This is a genomic window from Variovorax sp. UC122_21 (assembly GCF_044056785.1).
Lineage (GTDB): Bacteria > Pseudomonadota > Gammaproteobacteria > Burkholderiales > Burkholderiaceae_C > Variovorax.
The window spans coordinates 4,907,770-4,934,205 of sequence record NZ_CP172004.1 but is presented as its reverse complement, the minus strand read 5'-3'; the positions used below and the strand labels follow the sequence as shown (position 1 = coordinate 4,934,205).

At 71.7% G+C, this 26,436-nt stretch carries 21 protein-coding genes and 2 pseudogenes; 12 read left to right on the top strand and 11 right to left on the bottom strand.

Annotated features, from left to right (window positions below):
• Positions 1 to 21: 21 nt before the first annotated feature.
• The 4 genes and pseudogenes from ACHMXE_RS35905 to ACHMXE_RS35890 form a co-directional block, all read right to left on the bottom strand.
• Positions 22 to 282: a DUF5682 family protein gene (locus tag ACHMXE_RS35905; RefSeq protein ID WP_395348627.1), complete on the bottom strand. Its 261-nt coding sequence runs from the start codon at positions 280 to 282 to the stop codon at positions 22 to 24.
• A gap of 119 nt (positions 283 to 401) precedes the next feature.
• Positions 402 to 1,046, bottom strand: a pseudogene (locus ACHMXE_RS35900) (DUF5682 family protein); the annotation flags it as partial.
• Between the two features lies 1 nt (position 1,047).
• Positions 1,048 to 2,190, bottom strand: a complete 1,143-nt coding sequence (locus ACHMXE_RS35895) for an AAA family ATPase (RefSeq protein ID WP_395348626.1) — start codon at positions 2,188 to 2,190, stop codon at positions 1,048 to 1,050.
• A 91-nt stretch (positions 2,191 to 2,281) separates the two neighbouring features.
• Positions 2,282 to 4,552 carry a DUF4132 domain-containing protein gene (locus tag ACHMXE_RS35890; RefSeq protein WP_395348625.1) on the bottom strand — a complete coding sequence of 757 codons (2,271 nt, stop codon included), beginning with the start codon at positions 4,550 to 4,552 and terminating at the stop codon, positions 2,282 to 2,284.
• A 287-nt stretch (positions 4,553 to 4,839) separates the two neighbouring features.
• Here ACHMXE_RS35890 and ACHMXE_RS35885 point away from each other — a divergent pair, with 287 nt between their 5' ends.
• Positions 4,840 to 5,448: a hypothetical protein gene (locus ACHMXE_RS35885; RefSeq protein WP_395348624.1), complete on the top strand. Its 609-nt coding sequence runs from the start codon at positions 4,840 to 4,842 to the stop codon at positions 5,446 to 5,448.
• Positions 5,449 to 5,807: 359 nt separating this feature from the next.
• Here the strand turns inward: ACHMXE_RS35885 and ACHMXE_RS35880 are convergent, their stop codons facing one another.
• The 5 genes and pseudogenes from ACHMXE_RS35880 to ACHMXE_RS35860 form a co-directional block, all read right to left on the bottom strand.
• Positions 5,808 to 6,641: a DUF4132 domain-containing protein gene (locus tag ACHMXE_RS35880; protein ID WP_395352951.1), complete on the bottom strand. Its 834-nt coding sequence runs from the start codon at positions 6,639 to 6,641 to the stop codon at positions 5,808 to 5,810.
• Positions 6,642 to 9,852: 3,211 nt separating this feature from the next.
• Positions 9,853 to 10,041: pseudogene (locus ACHMXE_RS35875) on the bottom strand (WGR domain-containing protein); the annotation flags it as partial.
• Between the two features lie 324 nt (positions 10,042 to 10,365).
• Positions 10,366 to 11,166, bottom strand: a complete 801-nt coding sequence (locus ACHMXE_RS35870; protein ID WP_395348623.1) for an SDR family NAD(P)-dependent oxidoreductase — start codon at positions 11,164 to 11,166, stop codon at positions 10,366 to 10,368.
• Positions 11,167 to 11,383: 217 nt separating this feature from the next.
• The gene (gene recJ / locus ACHMXE_RS35865; protein WP_203204682.1) at positions 11,384 to 13,105 is read right to left on the bottom strand and encodes a single-stranded-DNA-specific exonuclease RecJ; all 1,722 of its coding nucleotides are present in this window, start codon (positions 13,103 to 13,105) and stop codon (positions 11,384 to 11,386) included.
• Positions 13,105 to 14,076 (bottom strand): hypothetical protein, encoded by a 972-nt coding sequence (locus ACHMXE_RS35860; RefSeq protein WP_395348622.1) that lies wholly within the window; start codon positions 14,074 to 14,076, stop codon positions 13,105 to 13,107. The genes recJ and ACHMXE_RS35860 overlap by 1 nt, the downstream gene beginning before the upstream one ends.
• Before the next feature lie 106 nt (positions 14,077 to 14,182).
• Between ACHMXE_RS35860 and ACHMXE_RS35855 the strand changes: the two genes are divergently transcribed.
• Positions 14,183 to 15,439, top strand: a complete 1,257-nt coding sequence (locus ACHMXE_RS35855; RefSeq protein ID WP_203204684.1) for a lipoprotein-releasing ABC transporter permease subunit — start codon at positions 14,183 to 14,185, stop codon at positions 15,437 to 15,439.
• The gene (gene lolD, locus ACHMXE_RS35850; RefSeq protein WP_395348621.1) at positions 15,432 to 16,106 is read left to right on the top strand and encodes a lipoprotein-releasing ABC transporter ATP-binding protein LolD; all 675 of its coding nucleotides are present in this window, start codon (positions 15,432 to 15,434) and stop codon (positions 16,104 to 16,106) included. Before ACHMXE_RS35855 ends, lolD begins: the two co-directional genes overlap by 8 nt.
• Positions 16,107 to 16,239: 133 nt before the next feature.
• On the opposite strand, the gene ACHMXE_RS35845 is transcribed toward lolD, so the two are convergent.
• Positions 16,240 to 17,022, bottom strand: a complete 783-nt coding sequence (locus tag ACHMXE_RS35845; protein ID WP_395348620.1) for a sigma-70 family RNA polymerase sigma factor — start codon at positions 17,020 to 17,022, stop codon at positions 16,240 to 16,242.
• 83 nt (positions 17,023 to 17,105) lie between these two features.
• On the opposite strand from ACHMXE_RS35845, the gene ACHMXE_RS35840 reads away from it, so the two are divergent.
• Positions 17,106 to 17,720: an ATP-dependent Clp protease proteolytic subunit gene (locus tag ACHMXE_RS35840; protein WP_209544589.1), complete on the top strand. Its 615-nt coding sequence runs from the start codon at positions 17,106 to 17,108 to the stop codon at positions 17,718 to 17,720.
• Positions 17,721 to 17,871: 151 nt separating this feature from the next.
• On the opposite strand, the gene ACHMXE_RS35835 is transcribed toward ACHMXE_RS35840, so the two are convergent.
• On the bottom strand, positions 17,872 to 18,261 hold the full coding sequence (locus ACHMXE_RS35835; protein WP_057597741.1) for a RidA family protein: 390 nt from the start codon (positions 18,259 to 18,261) through the stop codon (positions 17,872 to 17,874).
• A gap of 204 nt (positions 18,262 to 18,465) precedes the next feature.
• On the opposite strand from ACHMXE_RS35835, the gene ACHMXE_RS35830 reads away from it, so the two are divergent.
• Genes ACHMXE_RS35830 through ACHMXE_RS35795 form a run of 8 tightly spaced genes read left to right on the top strand, consistent with a single transcriptional unit; the run spans position 18,466 to position 26,426 of the window.
• Entirely contained in the window at positions 18,466 to 20,037 is a 1,572-nt protein-coding gene (locus ACHMXE_RS35830; RefSeq protein WP_395348619.1) for an ABC transporter substrate-binding protein, read from the top strand.
• Between the two features lie 19 nt (positions 20,038 to 20,056).
• A complete protein-coding gene (locus tag ACHMXE_RS35825) occupies positions 20,057 to 20,815 on the top strand; it encodes a lactonase family protein (RefSeq protein ID WP_395348618.1) in 759 nt (252 codons plus the stop codon).
• A complete protein-coding gene (locus ACHMXE_RS35820) occupies positions 20,716 to 21,315 on the top strand; it encodes a lactonase family protein (RefSeq protein ID WP_395348617.1) in 600 nt (199 codons plus the stop codon). The genes ACHMXE_RS35825 and ACHMXE_RS35820 overlap by 100 nt, the downstream gene beginning before the upstream one ends.
• Entirely contained in the window at positions 21,312 to 22,268 is a 957-nt protein-coding gene (locus ACHMXE_RS35815; RefSeq protein ID WP_395348616.1) for an ABC transporter permease, read from the top strand. The genes ACHMXE_RS35820 and ACHMXE_RS35815 overlap by 4 nt, the downstream gene beginning before the upstream one ends.
• Before the next feature lie 3 nt (positions 22,269 to 22,271).
• The gene (locus ACHMXE_RS35810) at positions 22,272 to 23,111 is read left to right on the top strand and encodes an ABC transporter permease (RefSeq protein ID WP_395348615.1); all 840 of its coding nucleotides are present in this window, start codon (positions 22,272 to 22,274) and stop codon (positions 23,109 to 23,111) included.
• Positions 23,111 to 24,148 (top strand): ABC transporter ATP-binding protein, encoded by a 1,038-nt coding sequence (locus ACHMXE_RS35805; protein ID WP_395348614.1) that lies wholly within the window; start codon positions 23,111 to 23,113, stop codon positions 24,146 to 24,148. The genes ACHMXE_RS35810 and ACHMXE_RS35805 overlap by 1 nt, the downstream gene beginning before the upstream one ends.
• Positions 24,145 to 25,122 carry an ABC transporter ATP-binding protein gene (locus ACHMXE_RS35800; RefSeq protein ID WP_395348613.1) on the top strand — a complete coding sequence of 326 codons (978 nt, stop codon included), beginning with the start codon at positions 24,145 to 24,147 and terminating at the stop codon, positions 25,120 to 25,122. The genes ACHMXE_RS35805 and ACHMXE_RS35800 overlap by 4 nt, the downstream gene beginning before the upstream one ends.
• A 2-nt stretch (positions 25,123 to 25,124) precedes the next feature.
• Positions 25,125 to 26,426, top strand: a complete 1,302-nt coding sequence (locus ACHMXE_RS35795; RefSeq protein ID WP_395352949.1) for an amino acid deaminase — start codon at positions 25,125 to 25,127, stop codon at positions 26,424 to 26,426.
• Positions 26,427 to 26,436: the final 10 nt, after the last annotated feature.

Sequence of the window (26,436 nt, the reverse complement as noted above, 5' to 3'; positions counted from 1 at the left end):
CTTCCTTGACCAGCGCGCCGGCTAGCGCGTCGAGCCAGTCGGAGCGCAGCGGCTCTCGTGGCCGCGCAGCCGCGCCAGGCCTTGCGCGCGCAGGTGCACCGCCATCAGGTCGGCGGTGGAGGCCGGCAGTTTCTTGTCGCGCAGCCGCTGCATCACCTGCTGCAGCGCGCGGTGCGCGGCGCCCTCGAGGCCGTGCTCCCACATCCACTGGTAGTAGGCCGGCGAGGGCATGCCCGAGGCATAGCCCGCGAAGGCATCGAGCCGCTTGAAGGTGTAGGGCACGAGGTAGGAACCGTAGCGCACCACGGGGTCCTGGTCACCGGCATCGGGCGTGTCCTCGACGATGGGTTCGGCGTCTCGGGAAGCTGCGCCGGCAGCCCGGGCCACAGCCGAGCGAGCGCGGGCGCGTGGTAGCCGCCGCAGACCACCAGCACCGGCGCGCCGGCCCGCACCGCGGGCTGCGCCATGGCCCAGGCGATCCAGCGCGCCATCATGGTCTCGCGCGCCTGGTTGCCGAGCGAGCCCGGGTCCTCGCCGCGCAGGTGCTCGAAGTAGGTGGACAGCCGCTGCGCGAGTTCGGCGCTGTCGCAGCCGTCCTCGAACAGGTGGTCCCACAGCGCATCGCGGCCCTGCACCGAGAGCTGCTCGGTCAGCGCGCGCTCGTAGGCCGCGGCGCGTTCCTCGTGCTGGGTGTCGGCCACGTCGGCATAGCGGTTCTCCATGCGCGAGAAGGCGTCGTGCCAGGCGGGCAGGTCGATGAAGCGCACTTCGGCGCCGACCTCGCGGCCGGCCTGCAGCGCCTGCCATTCGGGCGAGTGCTCGGCGAACGGCGACCACGAGCCGTGGTGCGTCTCGCCGGCCGAGAGGTAGCTGTAGATCGCCACCGGCAGCCGGTGCGGCAGGTAGAGCTCCTCGAGCCGCGCGTTGAAGTCGGCCGGGCCTTCGATCAGCACATGGGCCGGGCGCAGCGCGCGGATGCGCTCGGCCACCAGCCGCGCGCAGGCGGGGCTGTGGTGGCGCACGCCGACGATGTGGGGCGCGTTCATCTCAGGGCAGGCGGTGGCGGGCCTCGTAGTAGGCGCGCCAGTGCTCGCCGCCGCGCTTGGCCGCCTTCTGCTCGAAGTAGCGGCGCAGCTTGGCGCGGTCGTCGGCGTTGTCCTTGACCACCGTGCCCGCGATGCAGTCGACCAGGTCGGCCGGCGAGCCCTCGCGCTGCTCGAGGAACCAGGCGCGCACGCCCACCGCGTGCGCCACGTTGACCGCCTCGGCGGTCGACATCACGGCCGTGAGCCGGTCCATCGCGGCGTCGCCGCCGCCGCCGTTCTTCTCGGAGGAAGCCGGCGCGCCGCGCAGGTCGCGGAAGGTGGCCACCAGCAGCTCGAGCACCGGCTGCGGCACGGTCTTCGGAATGCCGCTCTGCGCGAGCAGCCGCGCCGACGATTCGCGCACCAGCGCGAGCTCGCGCTCGAAGTCGAGGATCGGGAACACGGTCTCGAAATCGAAGCGGCGCTTGAGCGCGGCGCTCATTTCGTTGACGCCGCGGTCGCGCGTGTTGGCGGTGGCGATGATGTTGAAGCCCTCGCGCGCATAGAGCATGCCGTGCTCGCCCGAGAGCTCGGGCACGGCCATCACGCGGTCCGACAGCATGCCCAGCAGGCAGTCCTGCACCTCGAGCGGCGCGCGCGTGATCTCCTCGAAGCGCACCACCTGGCCCTGCTGCATGCCGATGTACAGCGGCGCCGGCACCATCGCGCGCGGGCTCGGGCCCTCGTTGATCAGCAGCGCGTAGTTCCAGCCGTACTTGATCTGGTCCTCGGTGATCGAGGCGCCGCCCTGGATGGTCAGCGTGGACACGCCCGAGATCGCGGTCGCCAGCAGCTCCGAGAGCATCGACTTCGCCGTACCAGGCTCGCCCACCAGCATCAGGCCGCGGCCCGTGGCCAGGGTGACCAGCATGCGCTCGATGCTCGCCACCGGCGCCACGATCTTCGGCGCGATGCCCAGTTGCGCATCGCCGAGGATGAAGGCGCGCGCGGCCTTCAGGCTCATGGCCCAGCCCGGCGGGCGCGGGTCCTTGTCCTGCGCCTGCAGTTGCGCGATCTGCGCGGCGTACTGGATCTCGGCGGGCGGGCGCTGCAGGGCAGGGGAACCGGCGGGTGGGGTGTCTGTCGGCTTGCGGGAGGTGGCCATGGTCTGGATCGGTGTCGGATCTGAAAAGGGCGCGGGATGGTGCCCGCGCGAATGAACATAGCAGAGCGATGGCAGGACGGCGCCGTGCTCCTCAGCGCGCGCCCAGCGCGTCGATGTCGCGCACCGCCTCGCTGAAGACGACGGGATCGAGTTCGCCGAACGGGTGGCCGTGGTGCAGCACGTCGAGCGTCTGGTCCTCGCCGGCGCCCGCGTTGTCGAGCCCGGGCCCGAAGCGCAGCGCGAGCGCGCGGCCGCCGCCCAGCCCCCGCCAGGCATGGTCGTAGGCACCGCCGCCGCCGCGCCCGCGCAGCCAGCCGCGCGACTCCAGCGCCCACAGCGGCCCGGGCCGCGCGATGCGGCCCGACCAGCGCGTGAGCGCGGTCAGCGCGCGTTCGTCCTCGCGCGGCGCATGCACGGCGCGGTGCAGCTGCTCGAAGGGCTGGATCAGCTCGTAGTCCGCGAACTGCTGCGCGAAGGCCGCGATCTGCGCGGCGCTCAATTGCAGCGGATGGGCGACGACGATGCGCGCGGCATCGTAGTCGTCGAAGGCCTGCGGCGCTTCGTCGGCATCGACCCATTCGCCCTCGGCGCTCACGCGGAAGGCGGCGCGCAGCAGCGTCAGGCCGCGCGCGTCGCGCCCGCCGTCGGTCACGCCCCACACCAGCCTCTCGGTCAGGTGGCGCATCAGCGGGTGCCCGGCGATGAAGCGGCGGAAGTCTTCCACCGGCCAGCCGCGGCCCGTGCGCATCGCGCGCTCCAGCCGCAGCGGCTGCTGGGCCGCGACGGTGGCGGCATCCTGCTTGAGTGCCTTGAAGCGTTCCGCGGCCGCGGCCGCGCGTTCGGCATCGTCGCTCGCGCGCGGCCGCGGCGCCGTGGCCAGGCGCGCGCCGGGCCGGCCCTCGACCGATTCGCGCACGAAGGGCACCAGCGCCTCGTCGAAGCCGACGTGGAACTGGCGCGGCCCGAAGTCCAGCAGCAGGCCGCCGCGTTCGTCCAGGCCGAGGTCGGGCGCGATCCGGTCCTCGAGCTCGTCGGCGCTCAGGCCGCGTTCGGCCGCGGCCTGCGCCAGCTTCTCGGCGGCCGACTGGCGCACCGTGGCGATGCGGTTCTTGCGCGCGATCGCGTCGAGCTGCATCAGCGCGACGTCGCTGCCCAGCCGCGCCAGCGCCTCGAGCACCCAGCCGATGCGCGTGGCGGTGCCGCCGGCGCCGGGCGCGCTCCAGCGCCGCACCAGGGCGCCGAGCCGGCGCGCCGTGTCGTCGGTGCCGATGAGGCCGAGCGCGCGCAGCGCCCAGTTGCCCGGCGCGCCGGCGCCCGCGGCCTCCCACGATTCGCAGACGTCCCAGCCGAAGTCGGCCAGGCTCTGGGGCTCGCAGGCGGCGCGCACGGCGTCCAGGCCCGCATAGCCCTGCGGCAGGTCGGCCGCGAAGCTCAGCATCAGGCCCAGCGGCTGCAGCGCCTCGTCGGGCAGCGCGAGGCCGTCGTCGCGCAAGCGCGGCTTGCGCCAGCCGGCCGGTTGCCAGAAGGTCGGAAGCTTGCTGCGTGCATTGATGCGCGACGGGAAGTCGCGCAACGGGTCCTCGGCCAGCAGCGCATCGACGGCGGCCGCCACGGCCGGGTCGTCGTGGCGGCGCGCGGTGGCGCGCAGCGCCTCGGCCTGTCCCAGCGCGGCCATGGCGCGCAGCGCGGCGCGGGCCTGCTGGCGTGCTTCGCCCTCGGGGCCCAGCGCGGCGGGCAGCAGGCCGGCGGCGGCATGCGGCGCGAAGCGCACCAGCCACTGCCGTGCTTGCGCGCGGCGCGTCGGTCGGCGCGCGAGCGCCTGCGCCATGAAGGGCGCGAGCTGCGTGGCGCCGATGAAGCGCGCGACGAAATACTCGTCGCCGTCGTTGGCCAGCGCCTGCAGCAGGCCCGGCAGCGCGGCACTGCCGAAGCGCGCCACGAAGCCGCCGGCGCGCGGTGCTTCCTTGCCGCTGCCGACGGCGTTCCAGAACGCCAGCCCGGTGGCCGGCGGCAGGAACCAGGCCGACTGCACCGCAATGAAGTTGCCGTACTGGCGGCGGTCGGGCGCGGCATCGTCGTGCACGCGTTGCCAGTCGGCGATGAAGCGCTCCAGCTCCCGCGGCGGCTGCGTGTGCAGCGCGGCGACACGCTCGGGCGTCCATTCGCGCAGCCGCTCGCCGATGGCGCGCTCGGCCTCCATCGGCTGGCGGTAGACGTAGGGCGTGTCGCGGTCGATCCAGTCCTGGCGGACCTCGTCGCCCCAGTCCTCCTCGAGCGGCACCTCGAGCACCGGCAGGCCGGCCAGCACCAGCGGCGGCGCCGCATCGGCCGCGCGCCGCGCCCAGGGCGGGTCGGCCAGCACCGCGGGCCAGCGCGCGCGTTCGGCGAAGGCTTCTGGTGCCGACCCCGGACTGGTCGGCGACCGCGCCGAGCTGGCGCCGCACGGCCGCCGGCAGCGCCGGCAACAGCGCTGGCAATCGATCGCCGAGCGTGCCGGCCAGGGTCTTGAGCTGTGGCACGAGGCGCGCGGCGCCGGCCTTGGGCAGGCCGCCGTCCTCGAGCACCTTCGCGAGCGCGAGGAAGCAACGCTCGGGCCGTTCGCCCGCGACCCAGCCCAGCGCCTTGGCGCAGCCGGCGTCGGCGGCGGTCATGCGCGCCAGCGCCTCGGTGGCCTCGGGCGTGTCGAAGGGGGCCAGCGTCCAGGCCACGGCCACGCTGCGCTGGCGCGCGCCGAGGTCCAGCAGCAGCGGCAGCAGCGCTTCGCCGTGTTCGCGCAGCAGCAGCGCGAGCAGCGACGGCTGGTCGAGCAGCCGCATGCCGTCGTCCGCCACCTCGGCCAGCGGCAGGCCGGCGGCCCAGCGCAGCCAGGGACCGCAGCGCTCGAGCTGCTCGGGCGTGGCCTGCTCGAACAGCTGTCGCGCGAGCGGGCGCCATTCGGGCAGCGCGATCGCGAAGCGGGCGCGCGCGGCCAGCGGCAGCTGCGGGTCGAGCGCGCGCAGCCGTTCGATGCAGGCGGCGCGCGTCGCGGCGTCGGCCGCCATCCAGTGGCCACGGAACTGCCACAGCGAACTCGCGGGCTGGCCCCAGAAGGAATGGGCGCCATCGTCGGGTGGCGCATCCTGGCGCAGCGGCTTGTGGCCGATGCGCTCGCGGCGCCAGCGCGCCGCATGCAGCAGCGCGTCGAAGGCCGTGGCCAGGCCGTGCTGCAGCACCAGCCAGTGCACCAGCGCCTCGGCCGGCTCGTCGCGGCCGGTGTAGGCCTGCTCGCGGAAGCGCGCGATCATCAGGCCCAGCCGCCGCGTGTCGGCCGCGTCCATCGCGGCCTCGAGCCAGCCGCGCGTGGCGGGCGAACGCACTTCGAAGGGCTCGGGCAGCAGCGCGTCGACCGCGTACTCGTCGCACTTGTCGAGCACGCGCTTGCGCAGCGTGGGCAAGGTCGAGGCCTTGGGCGGCGGCTTCGCGCCGGCCTCGCCGGGCGGCAGCGCGTTCTGGAGTTCCGGTGGCAGCACGAGCGGCGCCGCGCTCATTCGAAGACCTTCGTGCTTCGCACTGCGGTGCGGGCTTGCTTGGGGCTACCCGGCGCCGCGCTCATGCCCTCAGTCCCTCCATGTCGCGGATCAGCTCGCTGGCCGAGATCGGATCGAGCTGGTCCAGCGTCTCGGCGTTCTGCATGTTGCCCCAGCCCGAGGGCTTGCCGACCTGCACCTCGCCGAGCTTCTGCTCGGGTACTCGTCGACCATGCCGACGATGATGCCGGGGTCGAGGTAGAGCTCGATCACGCGGCTCGGGCCCAGCGGCTTGGTGAAGTACCAGATGCCGCCACCGTCCTGCGCCTCGCCGCGGCGCCAGCCCTTGTTGACCAGGCCCAGCACGCGGCCCGTGGGCACGGTGGCGTCCTTCCAGCGCTCGAGCTTCTGGCTCTTCTTCTCGTCCTCGGTCAGCACGTAGGTGTCGCGGCCGATCTGCGCGAAGGGCTGCAGCAGCTCGTAGTCGGCGAACACCTGGCCGAAGGCGCCCGCGTCGGCCGGCGAGATCTCGAGCGCATGCGGCACGCCGATGCGGATGTCCTCGCCCGCGGGCAGTTCGAAGGGATCGTCCTCGGCGGTGGTGAAGCTGCCGTCCTCGGCCACGCGGAAGCACGCCAGCAGCTCGCCGCCGTAGCTGGCCTCGCCCTGCACGCGGTAGGCGCCCCAGATCAGCCGCTGCACCAGGTGGCGCACGAGAGGATGCTCGACCAGGAAGGTGCGGAACACCTCGGGCGTCCAGCGCCGGCGCGCGCACATCGCGACCTCGAGCCGCAGCAGCTGCTGGCTCGCGATGGTGCGCACGTCCTTCTTGAGCAGCTTGAAGCGCTCGACCGCCTCCTTGCTCTTCTCGGCGTCGTCGGTCTTCTTGGGCTTGGGCAGGTCGGACAGGCGCGCGCCGTCGACGCCGTCGGCGCGTTCGCGCACATAGGGCTTGAGCGCCTCGTCGAAGCCGACCTTGAAGCTGCGCGGCCCGAAGTCCAGCAGCAGGGTGCCCTGTTCGTCGAGGCCGAGGTCGGGCGCGAGCCGGTCCTCGAGTTCCTCGGTCGAGAGGCCGCGCGCCCTCGGCGATCGTGTCGATCTTCTCGCGTGCGCGGTCCTGCAGGCCCTTGAACTTCACCTTCTGCGCGATGCCGTTGAGCAGCATCAACGCCACGTCGGAACCGATGCCGGCCAGCACGTCGAGGCCGGTGACGGCGCGCGCATGCGCGGCCTCGCCGGGCCAGGCGCGGATGAAAGGCGTGAGCCGGCGCGCCGTGTCGTCGTTGCCGAGGAAGCCGAGCACCGTGAGCGCCCAGCCTTCCTTGCTCGGTCCGCCGGCCTCGAGCCAGGCGCTGAACGCGTCCCAGGCGAAGTCGGCCAGCGACTCGGGCGCGCAGGCCTCCTTGACCACCGCGATGCCGCCGTAGACCTCCTCGTTGGTCGGGAAGGTGAACATCTGGCCCAGGTGGTCGAGCGCCTCGTCGGGCAGTGCCTTGCCGTTGCGCAGCACCGGCCGGCGCCAGCCGCGCGGCTGCCAGAACTCGGGCAGCTTCGCGCGTTTGGTGGGGAAGCGGTCGAGCGGGCTTTCCTCGAGCACGGCGCGCAGCGCCTGCACCACCTCGTCCTGGCCGTAGCGGCCGGCGACCTCGAGCAGCAGCTCGGCATGGCCCTCGGCCTGCAGCAGGCGCAGCGCCGAGCCCGCCACGTCGCGCGCCTCGCCGGCCTTGCCGAGCGCGGGCGCGATCAGGCCGCAGGCCGCGTGCTCGGGATACCTGAGCAGCCAGTCGCGGCCGGCCTGGCGCACGGTCTTGAGCTTGGCGAAGGCGCGCGCGGCCGGTGCCGCGAGTTCCACTGCGCCGTAGTTCAGCGCCAGCTGCAGGTTCTCGCCGGGCTTGGCGCGCACCACCGACAGCAGCCCCGGCAGCGCGGGCAGGCCGAAGTTCGCCATCACGAAGTCGGCGCCCTGCGTCTCGGCCTGGCCGGCCACCGCGTTCCAGAACGGCACGCCGATCTCGGGCGGCAGCAGCGCCGCATAGCGCGCATCGAACCAGAAGAAGTAGTAGCGCTCCTGTTTTCGCGCGGCCAGCATGCCGCGCCAGGCGGCGATCAGCTTGCCCGCATCGCCGCCGCGGATGCCTGCGCGCGCGGTGTCGAGGATCGGGTCGCGCAGGCTCTCGAGCAGCTCCTTCTCGCGCGCCTCGCCGCGCTGGTGGATGTCCTGCAGCACCGCGGCGTCGGGCGAGTCCTCGGCCTCGTAGGCGGCCTGCATCAGCTTCACCTGCTCCTCGTGCGCGAGCTTGCTGGCCTTGCTCTCGAAGCCCAGCTCCTTGAGCATCACCTGCACGTCGGTGCGCGCGGTCGCGAAGCGGTTGACCTGCCACGAGGTGCCGGGCCGCTGCGCTTCCTCGCGCGCGCCCGGCGCCCACTGCTCGACCGGCGCCAGCGCGAGCGGCTCGAGGGCCAGCACCGCCGCCGCCTTCTTCTGCACCTTGGCGAGCCAGGGCGGCGCGGCCAGCACGCCCGGCAGCTCGCTCGGCTCGGCGACTTCGCTCGGGCCCGACAGCAGCGCGAGCTGGCGGTCGATCGCGCCCTGCGCGCCGGCATCGAGCCAGGGCCGCAGGCCGTCGACCAGGCCGCCGTGCGCGCGCAGCAGCCGCGTGAGGCTGGGCGTGAGCAGGCCCGCGTCCTTGCCGCCGGCGGCCACCAGCCGCGCCAGCGCGACGATGGCGGCCTGCGGCCAGCGGTCCACCGCGAGCGACAGCCGCGCGAGCGCCGCCTTCGAACCGCTCGCGACCTTGGCGAGCGCCGCCACCGCCTCGGGCGTGCCGATGGCCGCGAGCGTCTCGCCGGCATGCTCTTCGGCCGCGCCGCGTTCGAGCAGCGCCACGGCTTCGGTGCCGCGCTCGAGCAGCGCGGTGGCCGTCATCTTGTAGTGGCCCCAGAAGCCGCTCGAATAGCTGAGCCGCACCTTGGCGGCCTGCGCGGCGGCGGCGGCATCGGTGATGGTCAGCAGCAGCCAGTGCAAGGTCTCGCCGCTGTCCTTCTCGCCGGCCAGGCGCAGCGCGAGCGCGTTCGAGAGTTCGGGCCGCTCGGGCAGCAGCAGCGCCGCCAGTGGCTGGCGGCTCGGATGCAGCGAGGGCAGCGCGGCCTCGATCAGGTCGGCGCACTGCTGCCACTCGGCCTCGGGTGCGGTCGAGAGCTGCTCGCGCAGCACTTCCTCGGCATCGCCCACGGCGCCGTACCAGCCGTGGTTGACCGCCTGGCCGGGGTTGCTCGAGAAATGGCTGCGCCACTTCTTGGCCTGCTGGTCGTAGCTGCCCTCCACCTGCAGGCGCAGCGCCGACAGATAGACCTCGATCGCGCCGGCCAGTCCGTACTGCGCGACCAGGTACTGGATCAGGAACACAACAGAGCCGGCCTTGTCGCGGCGCGTGTTGTGGTCCATGAAGGCCAACAGCAATGCATCGGCTTCGGCATCGGGCGCGGGCGCGACGGGCTTGTCGCGCGCGAGCATGCGCTCGGCCGCGGGCCGCAGCGCGGCATCGGTCGCGGCCAGGTCCAGCGGCAGTTCGAGGTCGTTGCAGGCCCGCTTCCAGGCCTGCGCGAGGTCGAGCACCGGACGGGTCGAGGGGAAGCGCCGCGAGGCATAGGCGAACTCGCGCGTCTGCGCCGTGACGCGCAGCGGCGCGCCCTGCGCGAGCCAGGGCGGCGCGCCTTCGGTCACGGGCTGGGCCGGCACCTCGCCGCGCGCGACGGCCGTGCGCTGCGCCAGTTCGCGTGCCGCATCCTGCGCCTTCTCGCGCACCTCGGCGGTGGTGCCCCAGCCCGAGAGCAGGCCATGGGACTTGAGCTCCTCGAAGGCCATCGTGGCGCCTTGCTCGCTCACGCCGTACTGGCGCTTGAGCGCGGCGGCCGAGAACTTGTCGCCGGTCTTGACGCTGCCGTCCTCGATCGCGATGCGCACGGCCTCGACGACGCGCTCGCACTGGCTGTCGAGGCTTTCGCTCGCGACGGGGGGCGGTGCCGGCGTGGCGGGTGCGGTGGCGACTGGTGCCTGCACCGGTGCCTGGGCGGGTGCGGCAGCAGGCGCTTCCGCCTTGGGCTTGGACTCGGTCTTGCCGATGCTCGCATCGGCGCTCACGCCGACTTCCTTGTAGCCCTTGCCGGTCTTCTCGCTCACCAGCTTGGTCAGCGCGGTGGCGGTCTTCGCGGCATCGGCGAAGGACTTGGTCTGGCTCTGGCCCGCGGTGCCGATGCGGCCCCAGCGGATGTTGAGATCGTTCTCCGCCTGTTCCACTTCCCAGAACTTGCTGGCGGTTCCCTCGATCAGTTCAAAACGGCGCATGGAAAGAAAATCCTCCTGGGGTTCGTCGATGAGCGGGCATCAAGAAGCGTTGCCGTACGCAAGCCTGGGGGCAGGATAGGCGCGCCATGTGAACGCCGCGTGCAAGCGGCGCAGCGAAGGGCGCGGGGGTTCAAGACGCAGGCGCCCGATGGGCGTCCGGCAGTCGCGTGCTGCGCGCCGGAGCGATCGGGAAAGGACAACGCATGGGCGCGATCATGCCCGCGGTGCACGCGCGCGTGCACCTCCAAAAGTCGCAAGGCCGCGTAGGGCGTCTGGAATGTACGAAGAAGGTCTGCGGTTCGCGCGCCGACGCCTCGAAAAAGCTCAGGAAGGCGCGTGCGCGCTGCCCGGTTCCGCGATCCTGCGGTGCTGCTCGGCCAGCGCGGGCGAGGGCATCACGCGCGACAGCGCCACCTGCATCTTGTTGCGCCAGCCCGCGATCACGCCGCTCTCGCCCTTCATCAGCGCGTCGAAGCCTTCCTTCGCCACCTCGGCCGGATCGGCCTTGTCGGACTGCTGGCCCACGCGCGTGTCGAGCATATCGGCGCGCGCGAAGAAGTGGGTGTCGGTCACGCCGGGCATCAGGCAGGTCACGGTCACGCCCGTGTCCTCGAGCTCGTTGCGCAGCGCCATCGCGAAGGAATCGATGAAGGCCTTGGTGCCGTTGTAGACCGCCTGGAAGGCGCCGGGCTGGAAGCCCGCGATCGAGCCCGTGATGAGGATGCGGCCCTGGCCGCGCTCGCGCATCGCGCGGCCCACGCGCTGCACCAGGTAGAGCGTGCCGGTCACGTTGGTGTTGATCACGTGCTGCACGTCGTGGAACTCCTGGTCGAGGAAGCCATGCCCCAGGCCGTGGCCCGCGTTGGCGAACAGCACGTCGATCGGCCGGTCCTCGCAGGCCGCGAGCAGCGCGTCGACGCCGTCGCGCGTGGCGAAGTCCTCGCGCACCGCGAACACGCGCGCGCCCATCGCGCGCAACTCGGCTTCGGCCTGGGCCAGCGACTCGTCGGCGCCGATCAGCAGGTCGTAGCCATGTTCGGCCGCGCGCCGCGCGAGGTGGTAGCCGATGCCCGAGGAGGCGCCGGTCACCAGCGCGAGCGGGCGGCGTTCGGCGCCGGGGAACACGTCGGGGAGGGTCTGTGCATGCCGGTCTCCTGCGTTGCACCGCGTGGACGCTGCCGGAAATCGGCCGTGGCGCGCCGTGCATGGAGATCAGCGTAGAAGCCCCGCGCGCCTTCCATGTAGGAATGTGTACCGAGCGCGCGCCCGTCGAGGCGGGACGGCGCATGCAATTGCTTGCAGCGGAAACCCCGGCGTAACCTGTGGCCGGGGCTCGAGCGCTTCAGATTTCGGCGCCCTCGACCAGGAAGCGCACGCGCCGCACGCCCTGCCATTCGTCGGCGTCGAGCCGGAACGCCAGCTTCACGCGCGGCGGCAGCGGGTCGGTGTGGCCGAACCAGATGCCGTCGATGGGCTGGCCCTGGTGGCGCAGCTTGAGCGCGAGGTGCCGCTCGCCGACCAGCCGCTGCGACACCACCTCGACCTCCTCGCTGAAGGTGGGCGGCGCGAAGCCCTGGCCCCAGACCTCGCGGTGCAGGGTGTCGATCAGGTCCACGCGCAGGTACTCGCGCGAGATCGGGCCGTCGGTGTCGATGCGGCGCGTGAGCGTGGCGGCATCGAGCCATTCGTCGGCCACCTGCGCGAGCGCGCGCTCGAAGGTCTGGAACTGCTCGCGCGCGACCGTGCAGCCGGCCGCCATCGCATGGCCGCCGAAGCGCAGCAGCACGCCCGGATGCCGCTTGGCGACGAGGTCCAGCGCATCGCGCAGGTGGAAGCCCGGAATCGAGCGGCCCGAGCCCTTGAGCTCGTGCTCCTTGCCGGGCGCGCCGCTGGCCGCGAACACGAAGGTGGGCCGGTGGAAGCGCTCCTTGATGCGCGATGCCACGATGCCGACCACGCCCTCGTGGAAGTCGGCATCGAACACGCTGATGGCCGCGGGCACGGTCTCGATGCCTTCGCCGTCGACGGTGAACAGCGACTCGGCCAGGAGCAGCGCCTGGTCGCGCATGCCGCCCTCGATGTCGCGCCGCTCGCGGTTGATGCCGTCGAGCAGGCGCGCGAGCTCGTCGGCGCGCGCGGCATCCTCGGTCAGCAGGCATTCGATGCCCAGCGTCATGTCGGCGAGCCGGCCGGCCGCATTGATGCGCGGGCCGAGCGCGAAGCCGAAGTCGAAGGTGGTGGCCGCGGCGGCCACGCGGCCCGCGGCCTTGAACAGCGCCGACACGCCCGCGGGCATGGCGCCCGCACGGATGCGGCGCAGGCCCTGCGCCACCAGCCGGCGGTTGTTGGCGTCGAGCTTCACCACGTCGGCCACGGTGCCCAGCGCCACCAGCGGCAGCAGCGCGTCGAGCTTGGGCTGCGTCGCCACGTCGAACACGCCGCGCCGGCGCAGCTCGGAGCGCAGCGCGAGCAGCACGTAGAACATCACGCCGACGCCGGCGATGCACTTGCTCTCGAAGCCGCAGTCGGGATGGTTCGGATTCACCAGCACGTCGGCGATCGGCAGCTCGGGGCCGGGCAGGTGGTGGTCGGTCACCAGCACCTGCAGGCCGCGCGCCTTGGCCGCGGCCACGCCGTCGACGCTGGCGATGCCGTTGTCGACCGTGATCAGCATGTCGGCGCCGCTCGCGGCCACGCGCTCGGCGATCGGCGGCGTGAGGCCGTAGCCGTCGACCACGCGGTCGGGCACGAGGTAGCTCACGTTCTTCGCGCCCAGCAGGCGCAGGCCGCGCACGCCGACCGCGCAGGCGGTGGCGCCGTCGCAGTCGTAGTCGGCCACGATGCACAGGCGCTTGTCGGCGGCCATCGCGTCGGCCAGCAGCACCGCGGCCTCCTGCGTGCCGCGCAGGGTGTCGGGCGGCAGCAGGCGCGCCAGGCCGTCGTCGAGCTCGTCCTTGGCGCTGACGCCGCGCGCGGCGAACAGCCGGGCCAGCAGCGGATGCACGCCGGCCTGCTCGAGCGCCCAGGCGCTGCGCGGGGGAATGTCGCGGGGATGGATCTTCATCAGAGCGCCTCCAGCACGGCGGCGGCGCGTGGCCGGTCGAACAGGCTGCGGGCCCAGCCCACGAAGCCGCGCGGCTGGATCTCGTGGCGCTGCGCCGTGCGGTCGCCGCACAGCGTGATCGCGACTGGGGCGCCCGCGTTGTAGTGGTCGAGCAGCGCGGCGACGGGGCCCGCGTCGAGCGCCTGCCAGGCCTCGGCCCAGCCGATGCCGTCGTCGTGCAGCGCGGCGGTGCGCAGCGAATCGTCGACCTGCGGCGCGGCGCCTTCGGGACCGATGGCGCCGGCCGCGAGCGCGCCGGTGCCGCTGAGCCAGAAGGAGTTGATCGGCGGCGCGCCGCGCGCGGCGCGGTCGTCGTTCACGCGCTGGGTGTAGAGCAGCATCTGCATCTCGTTCTGCAGCCGGCGCAGCGGCCGCGCGGCATCGGCCAGCGGCGACCACTGCGAGATCGGGTGGCCCACGGCGCGGTCGATGGCGGCGGTGGCGAGGTCCTGGAAGATCGGCGCGCGCGCGAGCCAGCGGCCGGGACGCGCCGAAGGATGCAGCGCGATGCCGTCCTCCTCGAAGAAGGGGCGCGCCGCGGCCAGCAGCGCGGCCGACTCCTCGGCATCGATCTCGATCGCCGAGGGATCGCCGAGCACCACGTCGTCGATGCCGACCTGCCAGTGGCACAGCGTGACCAGGCCCCAGGCGCCGGTGTCGCCCGCTTCGGCGGTGCCGTTGCGGCGCGCCTCGAGCGCGGCCCAGGGAAGGCAGCCGTCGGCCGCGGCGATGCCGAGCGCGCGCGCCAGGGCGCGTTCGTGCGGGGGGGAGCGGGTGCTTTCGTCCTGCGTGTCGGTGGCCGTGACGGCGAGCCGGCCGAGCAGGGCCTCGAGCTTCGGCAACCTCAAGGTCGAGAGGGCTGCGCGGCAGGACGGGGAACCGCGGCCGGCAAAGGGAATCAGGAGATGACGGGCGGGAGCGGGTTCGGCCATGGGCCTATTGTCCGGGATGCCACAATTCCGCCCGCCTTCCTCTTCGTCTTCACCCTTTTTCCATGAACCGACCCATGCCGTCGCCCCGAGCGCCGCAGGAGACCTGATGCGACTCCCCTACGAACTGCAGCTCGGCTGGCGCTACACGCGCGCGGGCCGGGCGACCCGGCGCAACGGTTTCATCTCGTTCATCTCGGGCGTGTCGATGCTCGGCATCGCGCTCGGCGTGGCCGCGCTGATCATCGTGCTGAGCGTGATGAACGGCTTCCAGAAGGAAGTGCGCGACCGCATGCTGGGCGTGGTCTCGCACATCGAGATCATCTCGCGCGACGGCCAGGCCCTGCCCGAGCTCGACACCATCATGGCGGCCGCGCGCAAGCATCCCGAGGTGGTTGGCGCGGCGCCCTTCATCGCGACCCAGGCGCTGATCGCGCGCGGCGAGGACATGAAGGGCACGCTGGTGCGCGGCATCGAGCCCAAGCTCGAGCCCGAGGTCACCGACATCGCGGCCGCCGCGCCCAAGGGCACGCTCGACAAGCTGGTGCCCGGCGAGTTCGGCATCGTGCTGGGCGGCGAGCTGGCGCGCTCGCTGTTCGTGCAGCCCGGCGACCAGGTCACGCTGGTGGCGCCGGGCGGCCAGGTCACGCCGGCCGGCGTGGTGCCGCGGCTCAAGCAGTTCACCGTGGTCGGCACCTTCGACTCGGGCCACTACGAATACGACTCGGCGCTGGCGCTGATCAACGAGCAGGATGCGGCGCGCGTGTTCCGGCTCGAGGGCCCGACCGGCATCCGCATCCGACTGAAGGACCTCAACCAGGCGCGAGACGTGGCCGACGAGATGGCCGTGACCCTGCCGGGCCAGTTCCTGATCCGCGACTGGACGCGCCAGAACAAGACCTGGTTCGCGGCCGTGCAGGTCGAGAAACGCATGATGTTCATCATCCTCACGCTGATCGTGGCGGTGGCCGCGTTCAACCTGGTGTCGACGCTGGTGATGACGGTGACCGACAAGCGCGCCGACATCGCGATCCTGCGCACCCTGGGCAGTTCGCCGCGCAGCATCATGGGCATCTTCGTGGTGCAGGGCGCGATGGTGGGCGTGATCGGCACCGTGGCCGGCCTGCTGCTGGGCCTGGGCATCGCCTACAACATCGACGTGATCGTGCCCTTCCTCGAGCAGCTGTTCCACGCGAGCTTCCTGCCCAAGGACATCTACCTGATCAGCAAGATGCCCAGCGATCCGCAGCGCAGCGACATCATGCCGATCGCGATCATCTCCCTGGTGCTGGCCTTCCTGGCCACGCTGTATCCGAGCTGGCGCGCCAGCCGCGTGAATCCCGCCGAGGCGCTGCGCTATGAGTGAAGTCGTATTGAAGGCGCGCGGTCTGACCAAGCGCTTCCACGAAGGCAGGCTCGATCTGACCGTGCTGCACGGCATCGACCTCGACGTGCATGCCGGCGAGACGCTGGCCATCGTCGGCGCCTCGGGTTCGGGCAAGAGCACGCTGCTGCACCTGATGGGCGGGCTCGATTCGCCGACCTCGGGCAAGGTCGAGCTGCTCGGCAAGGACATCGCGCATGCCGACCCCGCCGAGCAGGGCCGGTTGCGCAACCTGCACCTGGGCTTCGTCTACCAGTTCCATCACCTGCTGCCCGAGTTCAGCGCGCTCGACAACGTGGCGATGCCGTTGAAGATCCGCCGCGTGGACCCGGCCACGGCCGCGCAGTCGGCGACGAAGATCCTCGAGAGCGTGGGCCTGGGCGAGCGGCTGCACCATCGGCCGGCCGAGCTGTCGGGCGGCGAGCGCCAGCGCGTGGCGATCGCGCGCGCGCTGGTCACGCAGCCGGCCTGCGTGCTGGCCGACGAGCCCACCGGCAACCTCGACCGCAGCACCGCCGACACCGTGTTCGCGCTGATGCTCGACCTCGCGCGCCGCCATGGCACGGCCTTCGTGATGGTCACGCACGACCAGGACCTGGCGCGGCGTTGCGACCGGGTGCTGCAGCTGGTGGCAGGGCGGTTGGCCTGAATGTCTTTTCTCCCTCCCCCGCTGGGGGAGGGTAGGGGTGGGGGCAGCGGGCGGTCGATAGGCCTTGGCCTTGCCATCGCCGCGTGCCCCCATCCCGGCCTTCCCCCAGAGGGGGAAGGAGCAATACCGCGATTCAGAGCGAGAGCGCTTCCACCTTTTCCTGCTCTTCCTGCCGCGCCTCCAGCGGCAGCACGCACAACAGCTTCCCGCCCAGCGTCAGCACCAGCCCGAGCCGGCCGCCGATCTGCACCACCTGGCAGGCCGCGCGCGGCGAGCCAGAGGCCGGCGGCGGTGCGGCATGGACCGACAACCCGATCGCCCGCGCCGGCGGCTGGCGCAGCATCGCGAACAGCAGCCGCGCATCCGCATCGCGCAGCGCCTGCTGGTAGAGAGCAAAGGCGGCATCGCGCCCGGCCGCATCGGAGGCCTTCTCGCGGGGCTCGCGCAGCCGCAGCAGCGCGCGGTGCATCTGCTGCCGCCAGGCGGCCTCGGTCCGGCCCGTGACCTCGGCCAGCTCCTTGAAGCTGACTTCGAACACCTCGCGCAGCAGCACCGCGGCGCCATCGGCGGGGCTCAGCCGCTCGGCCAGGAGGCGCAGCGCCTGCCCGGTCTCTTCGGCGCGCGCGGCCTCGCTTTCGGCCGATTCCGCCGTCTCCGGCGTCGAGCCGGCCTCGTCGAGCCAGCGCCGCATCCAGCCTTCGCGCCGCAACCGGTCGATCGCGAGGTGCTGCATCACGGTCGTGAGCCAGGCCTGCGTGCTGTCGATGCCGGCGTGTTCGCCGGCCTCGAGCGCGCGCAGGTAGCTGTCCTGCACCAGGTCCTCGGCCTGCGCCGTGCCGCCGACCAGCCGCGCCGCCGCGCGCACCAGCCGGCCGCGCAGCAGAGGGAATTGCGAGAGATAGCGTTCGTCGAGCATCGGCGCAGCTTGCCACGGCCGGCGATGTCACGAAAGCGTGGGCTTGTTCGTCAAGACAGCTCCAACCCCCTGGAGCTTTTTTCATGACCGCCATGTTCACGCTGGAATCCGAAGACGACACCCGCCCGGCCGCCACCGCCGAGCCGCGCAATTCCTACCTCGAGGAGAAGGCCTTCCGCTCGCGCACCTTGCTGATCTTCGGCAGCATCACCGACGCCGTGGCCGCCGACGTCACGCGCCGGCTGATCGCGCTCGACGCCGACAGCGCCGACAAGCCGATCGACATCCTCGTGAGCTCGCCCGGCGGGCATCTCGAATCGGGCGATGCGATCCACGACGTGGTGCGCTTCATCGCCGCGCCGGTGCACATGATCGGCACCGGCTGGGTCGGCAGCGCCGCCACCCATCTGTTCCTGGCCGCGCCGCGCGAGCGCCGCGTGTGCCTGCCCAACACCCGCTTCCTGATCCACCAGCCCTCGGGCGGGGCCGGCGGCCAGGCCACCGACATCGCGATCCAGGCCCAGGAGATCGTCAAGGCCCGCCAGCGCATCGCGCACGAGATCGCGCGCGAGACCGGCAAGCCCCTCGAGGTGGTACTGGCCGACATCGAGCGCGATCGCTGGCTGTCGGCGGAGGAGGCGGTCGACTACGGGCTGGTCTCGCGCATCGTGCAGCGCAAGAGCGAGCTGCGGGGCTGACGCGGAACGGAAATCCGAACAGCCGAACGCAGAAGAAAGCCCAAAGCTGCGCAGAAGTCGCAGAAAAGACCGAAGGCATCTTTCGGTTTTCTTCCGCCGACCTTCGCGCAACCTTCGCGACCTCTGCGTTCGGCTGCCCGGTCCCCGTGTCTCAAGCCTTCGGCTTGTACGCCACCACGTCGATCTCCACCTTCGCATCGACCATCAGCCGCGCCTCGGTGGTCGAGCGCGCGGGCTTGTTCTCGCCGAAGTAGCTCATGTAGATGCGGTTGAAGGCGCCGAAGTCGCGCGCGTCGTCGAGCCAGCAGGTGGTCTTGCAGACGTCGTCGAGCGTGGCGCCGGCCAGCGCGAGCACGGTCTTCAGGTTCTCCATCACCTGGCGCGTCTGCGCCTCGATGCCGCCGGCCACGATCTCGCCCTGCGCATTGGCCGGCACCTGGCCCGACACGTAGATGAAATCGCCCGCGCGCACGGCCGGCGAGAAGGGACGCACCTGGCGGTCGGAAGCGGTGGGCGGGGCGCCGAGGTATTCGAGAGGCATGGACGAGCTCCTGTCTGAAGAAGGGAAATGAAAGGGGAGGGGGTGAAAACGGCCGCCAGTATCGGCCGAAACTGAAAATCTATTTCAGTGATAACGCTGAATCAAGGGTTTTCACGGATGATTTGGCATGGATACTGCTTCAAAGTGCGGCCCGCAACGAAAGTTTTTTTCACAAACGCGTCTCGCCCCATGAAGGAGAACTCCATGCCCCACGCCGGCTCTTTCCCGCGCCTGCCCATGCTGTCGAAGCGCACCCTTCTGGGTGCCACCCTGCTCGCGGCGCTGTATGCCGTGGCACCGCTGAACGCCCAGGCGCAGGGTCCGCGCAACTTCGCCACGCTGGCGATGGTGGCCGAGCCGCAGACGCTCGATCCGATGGCCTCGACCGCCGACCTGGTCGGAACCATCATGCAGCACGTCTACGAGACGCTCTACACCTTCGACGCCAAGTGGAACGTGGTGCCGATGCTGGCCGAGGGCATGCCGAAGATCTCGGCCGACGGCAAGACCTACGCGATCGCGCTGCGCAAGGGCGTGATGCTGCACAGCGGCCGCGAGCTCACGGCCGACGACGTGGTCGCGAGCCTGCAGCGCTGGATGGACCAGTCGCCGCGCGGCAAGGCCGTGGGCAAGGAGATCGACAGCCTCAAGGCCAAGGGCCCGCTGGCGGTCGAGATCGCGCTCAAGGAACCCTATGCGCCGCTGCTGTCGCAGCTCGCGCTGCCCAGCGGCATGGCCGCGATCATGGCCAAGGAATCGATCGCCTCGCCGCTCAAGGACTTCGTCGGCACCGGTCCCTACAAGTTCAAGGAACGCCGCCCCGACCAGTTCGTGCTGCTCACGCGCTTCGACAAGTACGCGGCGCGCAAGGAGCCCGCGAGCGGCTACGGCGGCAAGCGCGAGGCGGCGATCGAGGAACTGCGCTTCGTGCCCGTGCCCAACGCCAGCACGCGCGTCGAGGGCGCGCTGGCCGGCCAGTACGACTTCGCCGACCTGCTGCCGGTGGAGGCGCTGCCGCGCCTCGAGAAATCGGGCGGCAAGACGGTGCCGATCATGACGCCCTCGTTCGGCTTCCCTTACCTGGTGCTCAACACCAAGGAAGGCGTGGCCGCGAGCCAGCCGGTGCGCCAGGCGATCCAGACCGCGCTCGGCGAGGGCGAGATGCTCGCGGCCGGCTTCGGCGACACGCGCTTCTTCGTGGCCGAGGCCAACCACTTCCCGAAGGGCTCGCCCTTCTATTCGACCGCCGGCGCCGACCAGTACAACCAGCGCAACGCCGCCAAGGCCAAGGAGGCCGCGGCCAAGGCCGGCTACAAGGGCGAGCCGATCCGCGTGCTCACGAGCCGCCAGTACGACTTCCACTACAACATGTCGCTCCTGATGGCCGAGCAGCTCAAGCGCGCCGGCTTCAAGGTCGACCTCAACGTGGTCGACTGGGCCACGCTGGTGCAGCGCCGCAACGACGCCAAGCTGTGGGACATCTACGTCACCCACTCGGGCCAGTTCCCCGAGCCCATGCTCTCGCCGCCGCAGCTCGGCGACGGCGCGCCCGGCTGGTGGGACACGCCCGCCAAGAAGGCGGCGCTGCAGGCCTTCAACGTCGAGAGCGACCCGGCCAGGCGCGGCGCGCTGTGGGGCAAGGTGCAGCAGGTGGTCTACGAGGAGGTGCCGTACATCAACGTCGGCAAGTTCAACGGGCTGTCGGCCAGGAGCCCGGCGCTCGACAACTACCAGCCCGCGACCTGGCCCTTCTTCTGGAACGCGAAGATCAAGTAAGGCCGCGAGGACTCCCGTCATGCCATCGCGTCGCCAGCTTCTGCAAGCCACCGCATGGGCCTCCGGTCTCGGAGCCCTGGGCCTCACGGCCTCCACCGTCCAGGCCGCCACGCCGGGGCCCGTGTACGCCTACGTCGGCACCTACAGCGACGGCGGCAAGCCGTGGCGCGGCGGGCGCGGCCTGGGCGTGCACCAGTTCGTGCTCGACGGCGCGACCGGCGCGCTCACGCCCATTCCCGGCGCACCGCCCGCGGTGGCGAGCCAGGGCGAGGGCGCGAAGCTGCGCAACCCCGCCTCGCTCGCGCGCCATCCGAGCCTGCCGCTGCTCTATGCGGCCAACGAGTTCGAGGCCGGCTCGGTCTCGGCCTTCCGCATCGGCGCGAACGGCGCGCTGTCCTTCGTGGCCGAGATGCCCTGCGGCGGCAAGGACCCGGCGCACCTCAGCGTGCATCCCGAGGGCCGCTTCCTGTTCACCGCCAACTACGCGAGCGGCGACGTCAGCGTGATCGCGCTGCGCGCCGACGGCGGCTTCGAGACCGACCGTGCCGCCGTCGTCTACCCGGACGCGGCCGCCTGCGGCGCCACGCCCTGCAAGCCCGGCGCCGACGTGGTGCCGGCGGCCGCGCGCGCGCGCACGAGGGCTTCGCCACCTCCGACCACGACGGCCCGCATGCGCACATGGTGCATGCCGATCCCAAGGGCAACTTCGTGCTCGTGGCCGACCTGGGGCTCGACCGCGTCATCTCCTACCGCTTCGACCGCGCGACCGGCGTGCTGAGCCAGCCCGGCACGGTGGCCGTGTCGGAGAGCTCGGGCGCGCGCCACTTCGTCTTTCATCCGAACGGCCGCTGGTTCTACCTCGTGAACGAGGAGGCCTCGACCATCGCCTTCATGCGCTACGACGACGCCACCGGCGTGCTCACGCCCGTGAGCGAGACCTCGGCGCTGCCGAAGGGCTTCAAGGGCACCAGCTACGCCTCGGGCATCCGCATGCTGCCCGGCGGCCGGCACTTCGTGTCGCTCAACCGGCTGCACGATTCGATCTCGCTGTTCGCGATCGACGCCCGCACCGGCGCGCCCACGCTGGTGCGCGAGGAATGGACGCGCGGCAACTACCCGCGCAGCTGCACGCTCGACCCGAGCGGGCGCTTCCTCTACGTCTGCCACAACAAGCAGGGCGACAACGTCACGGTCTTCCGCGTGAAGAACGGCGACATCGCGTTCACTGGCCAGTACGTGGCGGTGGGCAGCGCGGCAGCGATCGAGTTCTCGGCATGAAGAAGAACGCCTCGCTTCGCTACATCGCCTCGCGCGCGGGCGGCATGCTCATCGTGCTCGCCATCGTGGCGGTGCTGGTGTTCGTGCTCACGCGCGCCGCCTCGGGCGACCCGGTCTCGGTGCTGCTGGGCGACCAGGCCACCGCGGCCGACATCGCGCGCGTGCAGAAGGAGTACGGCCTCGACAAGCCGCTGCCCGTGCAGTTCGGCTACTGGCTGCGCGAGGTGCTGCAGGGCAACCTCGGCACCTCGATCTTCCTGCAGCGCCCGGTCACGCAGGCGCTGTGGGAGCGCGCCGAGCCCACCGCGCTGCTCGCGCTGATGGCGGTGGCCATCGCCGCGCTGATCGGCGTGCCCTGCGGCATCGTCTCGGCCGTGTTCCGCGGCCGCGCGGTCGACCAGCTGTTCACCGGCATCGCGATGCTGGGCGCGAGCATCCCGAGCTTCTGGCTCGGCATCGTGCTGATCCAGATCTTCGCGGTCTCGTTCGGCTGGTTCCCGGTCTCGGGCTACGGCGCGCCCGACGCGGCGCTGGCCGAGCGGCTGCATTCGCTGGTGTTGCCGGCCGCGGTGCTGGGCCTCCTGAACTCCGCGCTCATCATCCGCTTCACGCGCGCCTCGATGCTCGACGTGCTCGGCGAGGACTACGTGCGCACCGCGCGCTCCAAGGGCCTGAGCGAGACGGTGGTGGTGCTCAAGCATGCGCTGCGCAACGCGCTGGTGCCGATCGTCACGGTGATCGGCCTGACGGTGGCGCTGATGATCGGCGGCGCCGTCATCACCGAGACCGTGTTCGGCCTGCCGGGCGTGGGCAACCTCGTGGTGAGCGCGGTGCTGCGGCGCGACTACCCGGTGATCCAGGGCGCGCTGCTGGTGATCGCCGCGATCTACGTGCTCATCAATTTCGCTATCGACCTGCTGTATGCGGTGGTCGATCCGCGCGTGAAGGTCTGAGCCATGCAGATGCCAAGAATGCTGCGCCAACTGATGCACCGCCGCATCGTGATGCTGTCCGCGCTGGTGCTGCTGGCGATCGCCATCCTCGCCATCGGCGCGCCGCTGTTCGCCTCCATCGATCCCAACGACACGGCCGTGCTGCAGCGCCTGAAGGCGCCGAGCGCCGAGCACCTGCTGGGCACCGACGAGCTGGGCCGCGACCTCTACTCGCGCATCGTGCACGGCGCGCGCTACTCGCTGGCGATCGCGGCGCTCACCGCGCTGGGCGCCGTCGTCGCGGGCACGGTGCTGGGCCTGATGGCCGGCTTCTTCCGCCGGCTCGACGCGCCGCTGATGCGCGTGGTCGACGCGATGATGTCCTTCCCCGACATCCTGCTGGCGATCGCGCTGGTGGCGATCCTCGGACCCTCGCTGGTCAACACGGTGCTGGCGCTGGTGCTGGTCTACACGCCGCGCGTGGCGCGCGTGGTGCGGGCCTCCACGCTGGTGGTGCGCGAGCTGCTGTTCGTCGAGGCCGTGCGCGCGCTCGGCGTGCGCACCTCGCGCATCCTGTGGCGCCGCATCCTGCCGAACCTGATGTCGCCGATCCTGGTGCAGGTCTCGTTCATCTTCGCCTACGCGATCCTGGCCGAGGCGGGGCTGTCCTTCCTCGGCGTCGGCGTACCGCCCGAGATCCCGACCTGGGGCACCATGGTCGCGGGCAGCCAGCAGTACGCGCACCAGGCCTTCTGGGTGGTGCTGTTCCCGGGGCTCGCCATCATCTTCACGGCGCTGTCGCTGCAGCTGCTCGGCGATGGCGTGCGCGACCTGCTCGACCCCAAGCTCAAGAAAACTGCGTGATGACGACCGCCACATCCTCCCCGCGCCTCGTGGTCGACCGCCTGAGCACCAGCTTCCCCACCGAGGACGGCCTGATCCGCTCGGTGGCCGACGTGAGCTTCGCGATCCAGCCCGGCAAGACCACCGCGCTGGTCGGCGAATCGGGCTCGGGCAAGTCGGTCACCAGCCTCACGCTGATGCGCCTCTTGCCCAGGACCGCCAACGCCCAGGTCAGCGGCGGCGCGCGCTTCGTCACGCGCGAAGGCAAGACCGTCGACCTGCTGACCCTGCCCGAGCGCGAGATGCGCGCGCTGCGCGGCAACCAGCTCTCGATGATCTTCCAGGAGCCGATGACCAGCCTGAACCCGGTGTTCACCATCGGCGAGCAGATCGCCGAGAGCGTGCGGCTGCACAAGGGGCTCGACCGCCAGGCCGCGCTGGCCCATGCCAAGCGCATGCTCGACCTGGTCGAGATACCGGCCGCGGCGCAGCGCCTCCAAGAGTACCCGCACCAGCTCTCGGGCGGCATGCGCCAGCGCGTGATGATCGCGCTGGCCATGGCCTGCGACCCGACGCTGCTGATCGCCGACGAGCCCACCACCGCGCTCGACGTGACCATCCAGGCGCAGATCCTGGTGCTGATGCGCCGGCTGCAGGCCGAGACCGGCATGAGCATCCTGTTCATCACGCACAACCTCGGCGTGGTCGCGCACCATGCCGACGACGTGGTCGTGATGTACGCCGGCCGCGTGGTCGAGAGCGCGCCGGTGCGCCCGCTGTTCGCGCAGCCCGAGCATCCGTACACCCAGGGCCTCTTGGCCTGCCTGCCGGGCAAGGCGCGGCAGCCGGGGCAGCCCAAGCCCAAGCGCCTGTTCGCGATCCGCGGGCAGGTGTCGAGCCCGCTGGCGCCGCCGCCGGGCTGTGCGTTCGAGCCGCGCTGCGATCTTGCGCTGGCGCAGTGCAGTGCCGCGATGCCGGCGCTGCTGCAGACCCATGCCGGCCGCCAGGCGCGCTGCGTTCGCGTGCAGCCCGATGTCCAACTCGCGAGGCTCGCATGACCGCCGTTTCCCCCCTCATCGAAGTCCGCGGACTCAAGAAGTATTTCGGCAGCGGCGAGCGCCCCGTGCGCGCGGTCGACGACGTGTCGTTCGCGATCCAGCCCGGCGAGACGCTGGGCCTGGTCGGCGAATCGGGCTCGGGCAAGAGCACCATCGGCCGCACCGTGCTGCGCCTGCTCGAGCGCACCGAGGGCCAGGTGCTCTACCGCGGCGACGACATCGGCGCGCTGTCGGGCGAGCGCATGCGCAAATTGCGCAGCAAGCTGCAGATCATCTTCCAGGACCCGTATGCGAGCCTGAACCCGAAGATGCGCATCGGCGCGATCCTCGGCGAGGCGCTGGCCACGCACGGCCTGCACAAGGGCGCGGCCGCGCGCGACAGGCGCATCGCCGAGCTGCTCGAGACCGTGGGCCTGCGCGCCGAGCATGCGAGCCGCTTCCCGCACGAGTTCTCGGGCGGCCAGCGCCAGCGCATCGGCGTGGCGCGCGCGCTCGCGGTGGAGCCCGAGTTCATCGTGGCCGACGAGCCGCTGTCGGCGCTCGACGTGTCGATCCAGTCGCAGGTCATCAACCTGCTGGCCGACCTGCGCGAGCGCCTGGGCCTGACCATGCTGTTCATCTCGCACGACCTCGACGTGGTCGAGTACCTGTGCGACCGCGTGGTGGTGCTGTACCTGGGCAAGGTGATGGAGGTCGCGGAAACCGACGAGCTCTTCGCGCGTCCCTCGCACCCCTACACCCAGGCGCTGCTGGCCGCGAGCCCGAAGCCCGATCCCGAACTCGCCACCGAGCGCATCGCGCTCAAGGGCGACATCCCCAGTCCGATCTCGCCGCCTTCGGGCTGCGTGTTCCGCACGCGCTGCCCGCATGCCATCGACGCCTGCGCGCAGACCGTGCCGCCGCTCGAGCAGGTTTCGAGCGGACACTACAGCGCCTGCATCCGCAAGGACCTGCTTTCCCCCATCGCCGCATGACCATGACCGACACCGCCGCTCCCTCCTTCGACGACCCGCTGCTGGGCAGCAGCTTCAAGGGCTATCCGCGCACCCAGGCGCCGCGCCGGCGCAGCGAGATCGGCGCCGCGGGCTGGAACGTGCTCGCGGGCGACCTGCCGCTGCCGCTGGCCGTGCTCAAGCGCGAGGCGCTCGAGCACAACCTGGCCTGGATGCAGTCGCGCGTGCGCGAATGGGGCATCGACCTCGCGCCGCACGGCAAGACCACCATGTCGCCGCAGCTGTTCCAGCGCCAGCTCGACGCCGGCGCCTGGGGCCTGACCTTCGCCACCGTGACCCAGCTCGCGGTGGGCGTGGCCGCCGGCGCGCGCCGCACGCTGATCGCCAACCAGGTGGTGAGCGACGAGGACCTGGCCGGCATTCAGCTGCTGCTGCGCGACCATGCGGGCCTGCGCATCGTGTTCCTGGTCGATTCGCTGGCGCAGCTCGCGCTGATCGAGGACTGGGCGCGCCGCCACCCCAACAGCGTGCCCTTCGAGGTCATGCTCGAGATCGGCGTCGCGGGCGCGCGCACCGGCTGCCGCACGCATGAGGAAGCGGTGGCGCTCGCCACGCGGCTGCGCGCGAGCGACGCGGTGCGGCTGGTGGGCATCGAGACCTACGAAGGGCAGGGCGCCACCGGCGCCAGCGAGCCCGACGCGGCCTATGCCGCGACCCTGATGGACCGCGTGGAAGCGGTGGCGCGCCATTGCGATACGCAGCAGCTGTTCCAGACCGACGAGGTGCTGGTCTCGGCCGGCGGCTCGGCCATCTTCGACCTCGTGGCCGGGCGGCTGAAGCCCGCGCTGGCGTCGCCGGTGCGCGGCCTGCTGCGCTCGGGCTGCTATGTCACGCACGACCATGGCTTCTACAAGCGCATGGTCAGCGCGGTCGACGAGCGCCTGGGCTGCGATTGCGGCGAGAGCCTGGTGCCCGCGATGGAGGTCTGGGCCACCGTGCAGTCGCGGCCCGAGCCCGGCCTCGCGATCCTGGCCGTGGGCAAGCGCGACATCTCCTTCGACCTCTCGCTGCCGGTGCCGATCGCGCGCGCGGCGCGCGGCGTGCTCGCGCCCGAGGCCGTGCCCGCGGGCTGGAAGATCACCGCGCTCAACGACCAGCATGCCTACCTGCGCTGGGAGGCCGACGAGGAGGCGCGCGCGCCGGCCGTCGGCGACCGCGTGGGCCTGGGCATCTCGCATCCCTGCACCACCTTCGACAAGTGGCACTGGATGCCCGTGGTCGAGAACGACTACCGCGTGAGCGACGCGGTGGCGATGCACTTCTGACCGCGCGGCC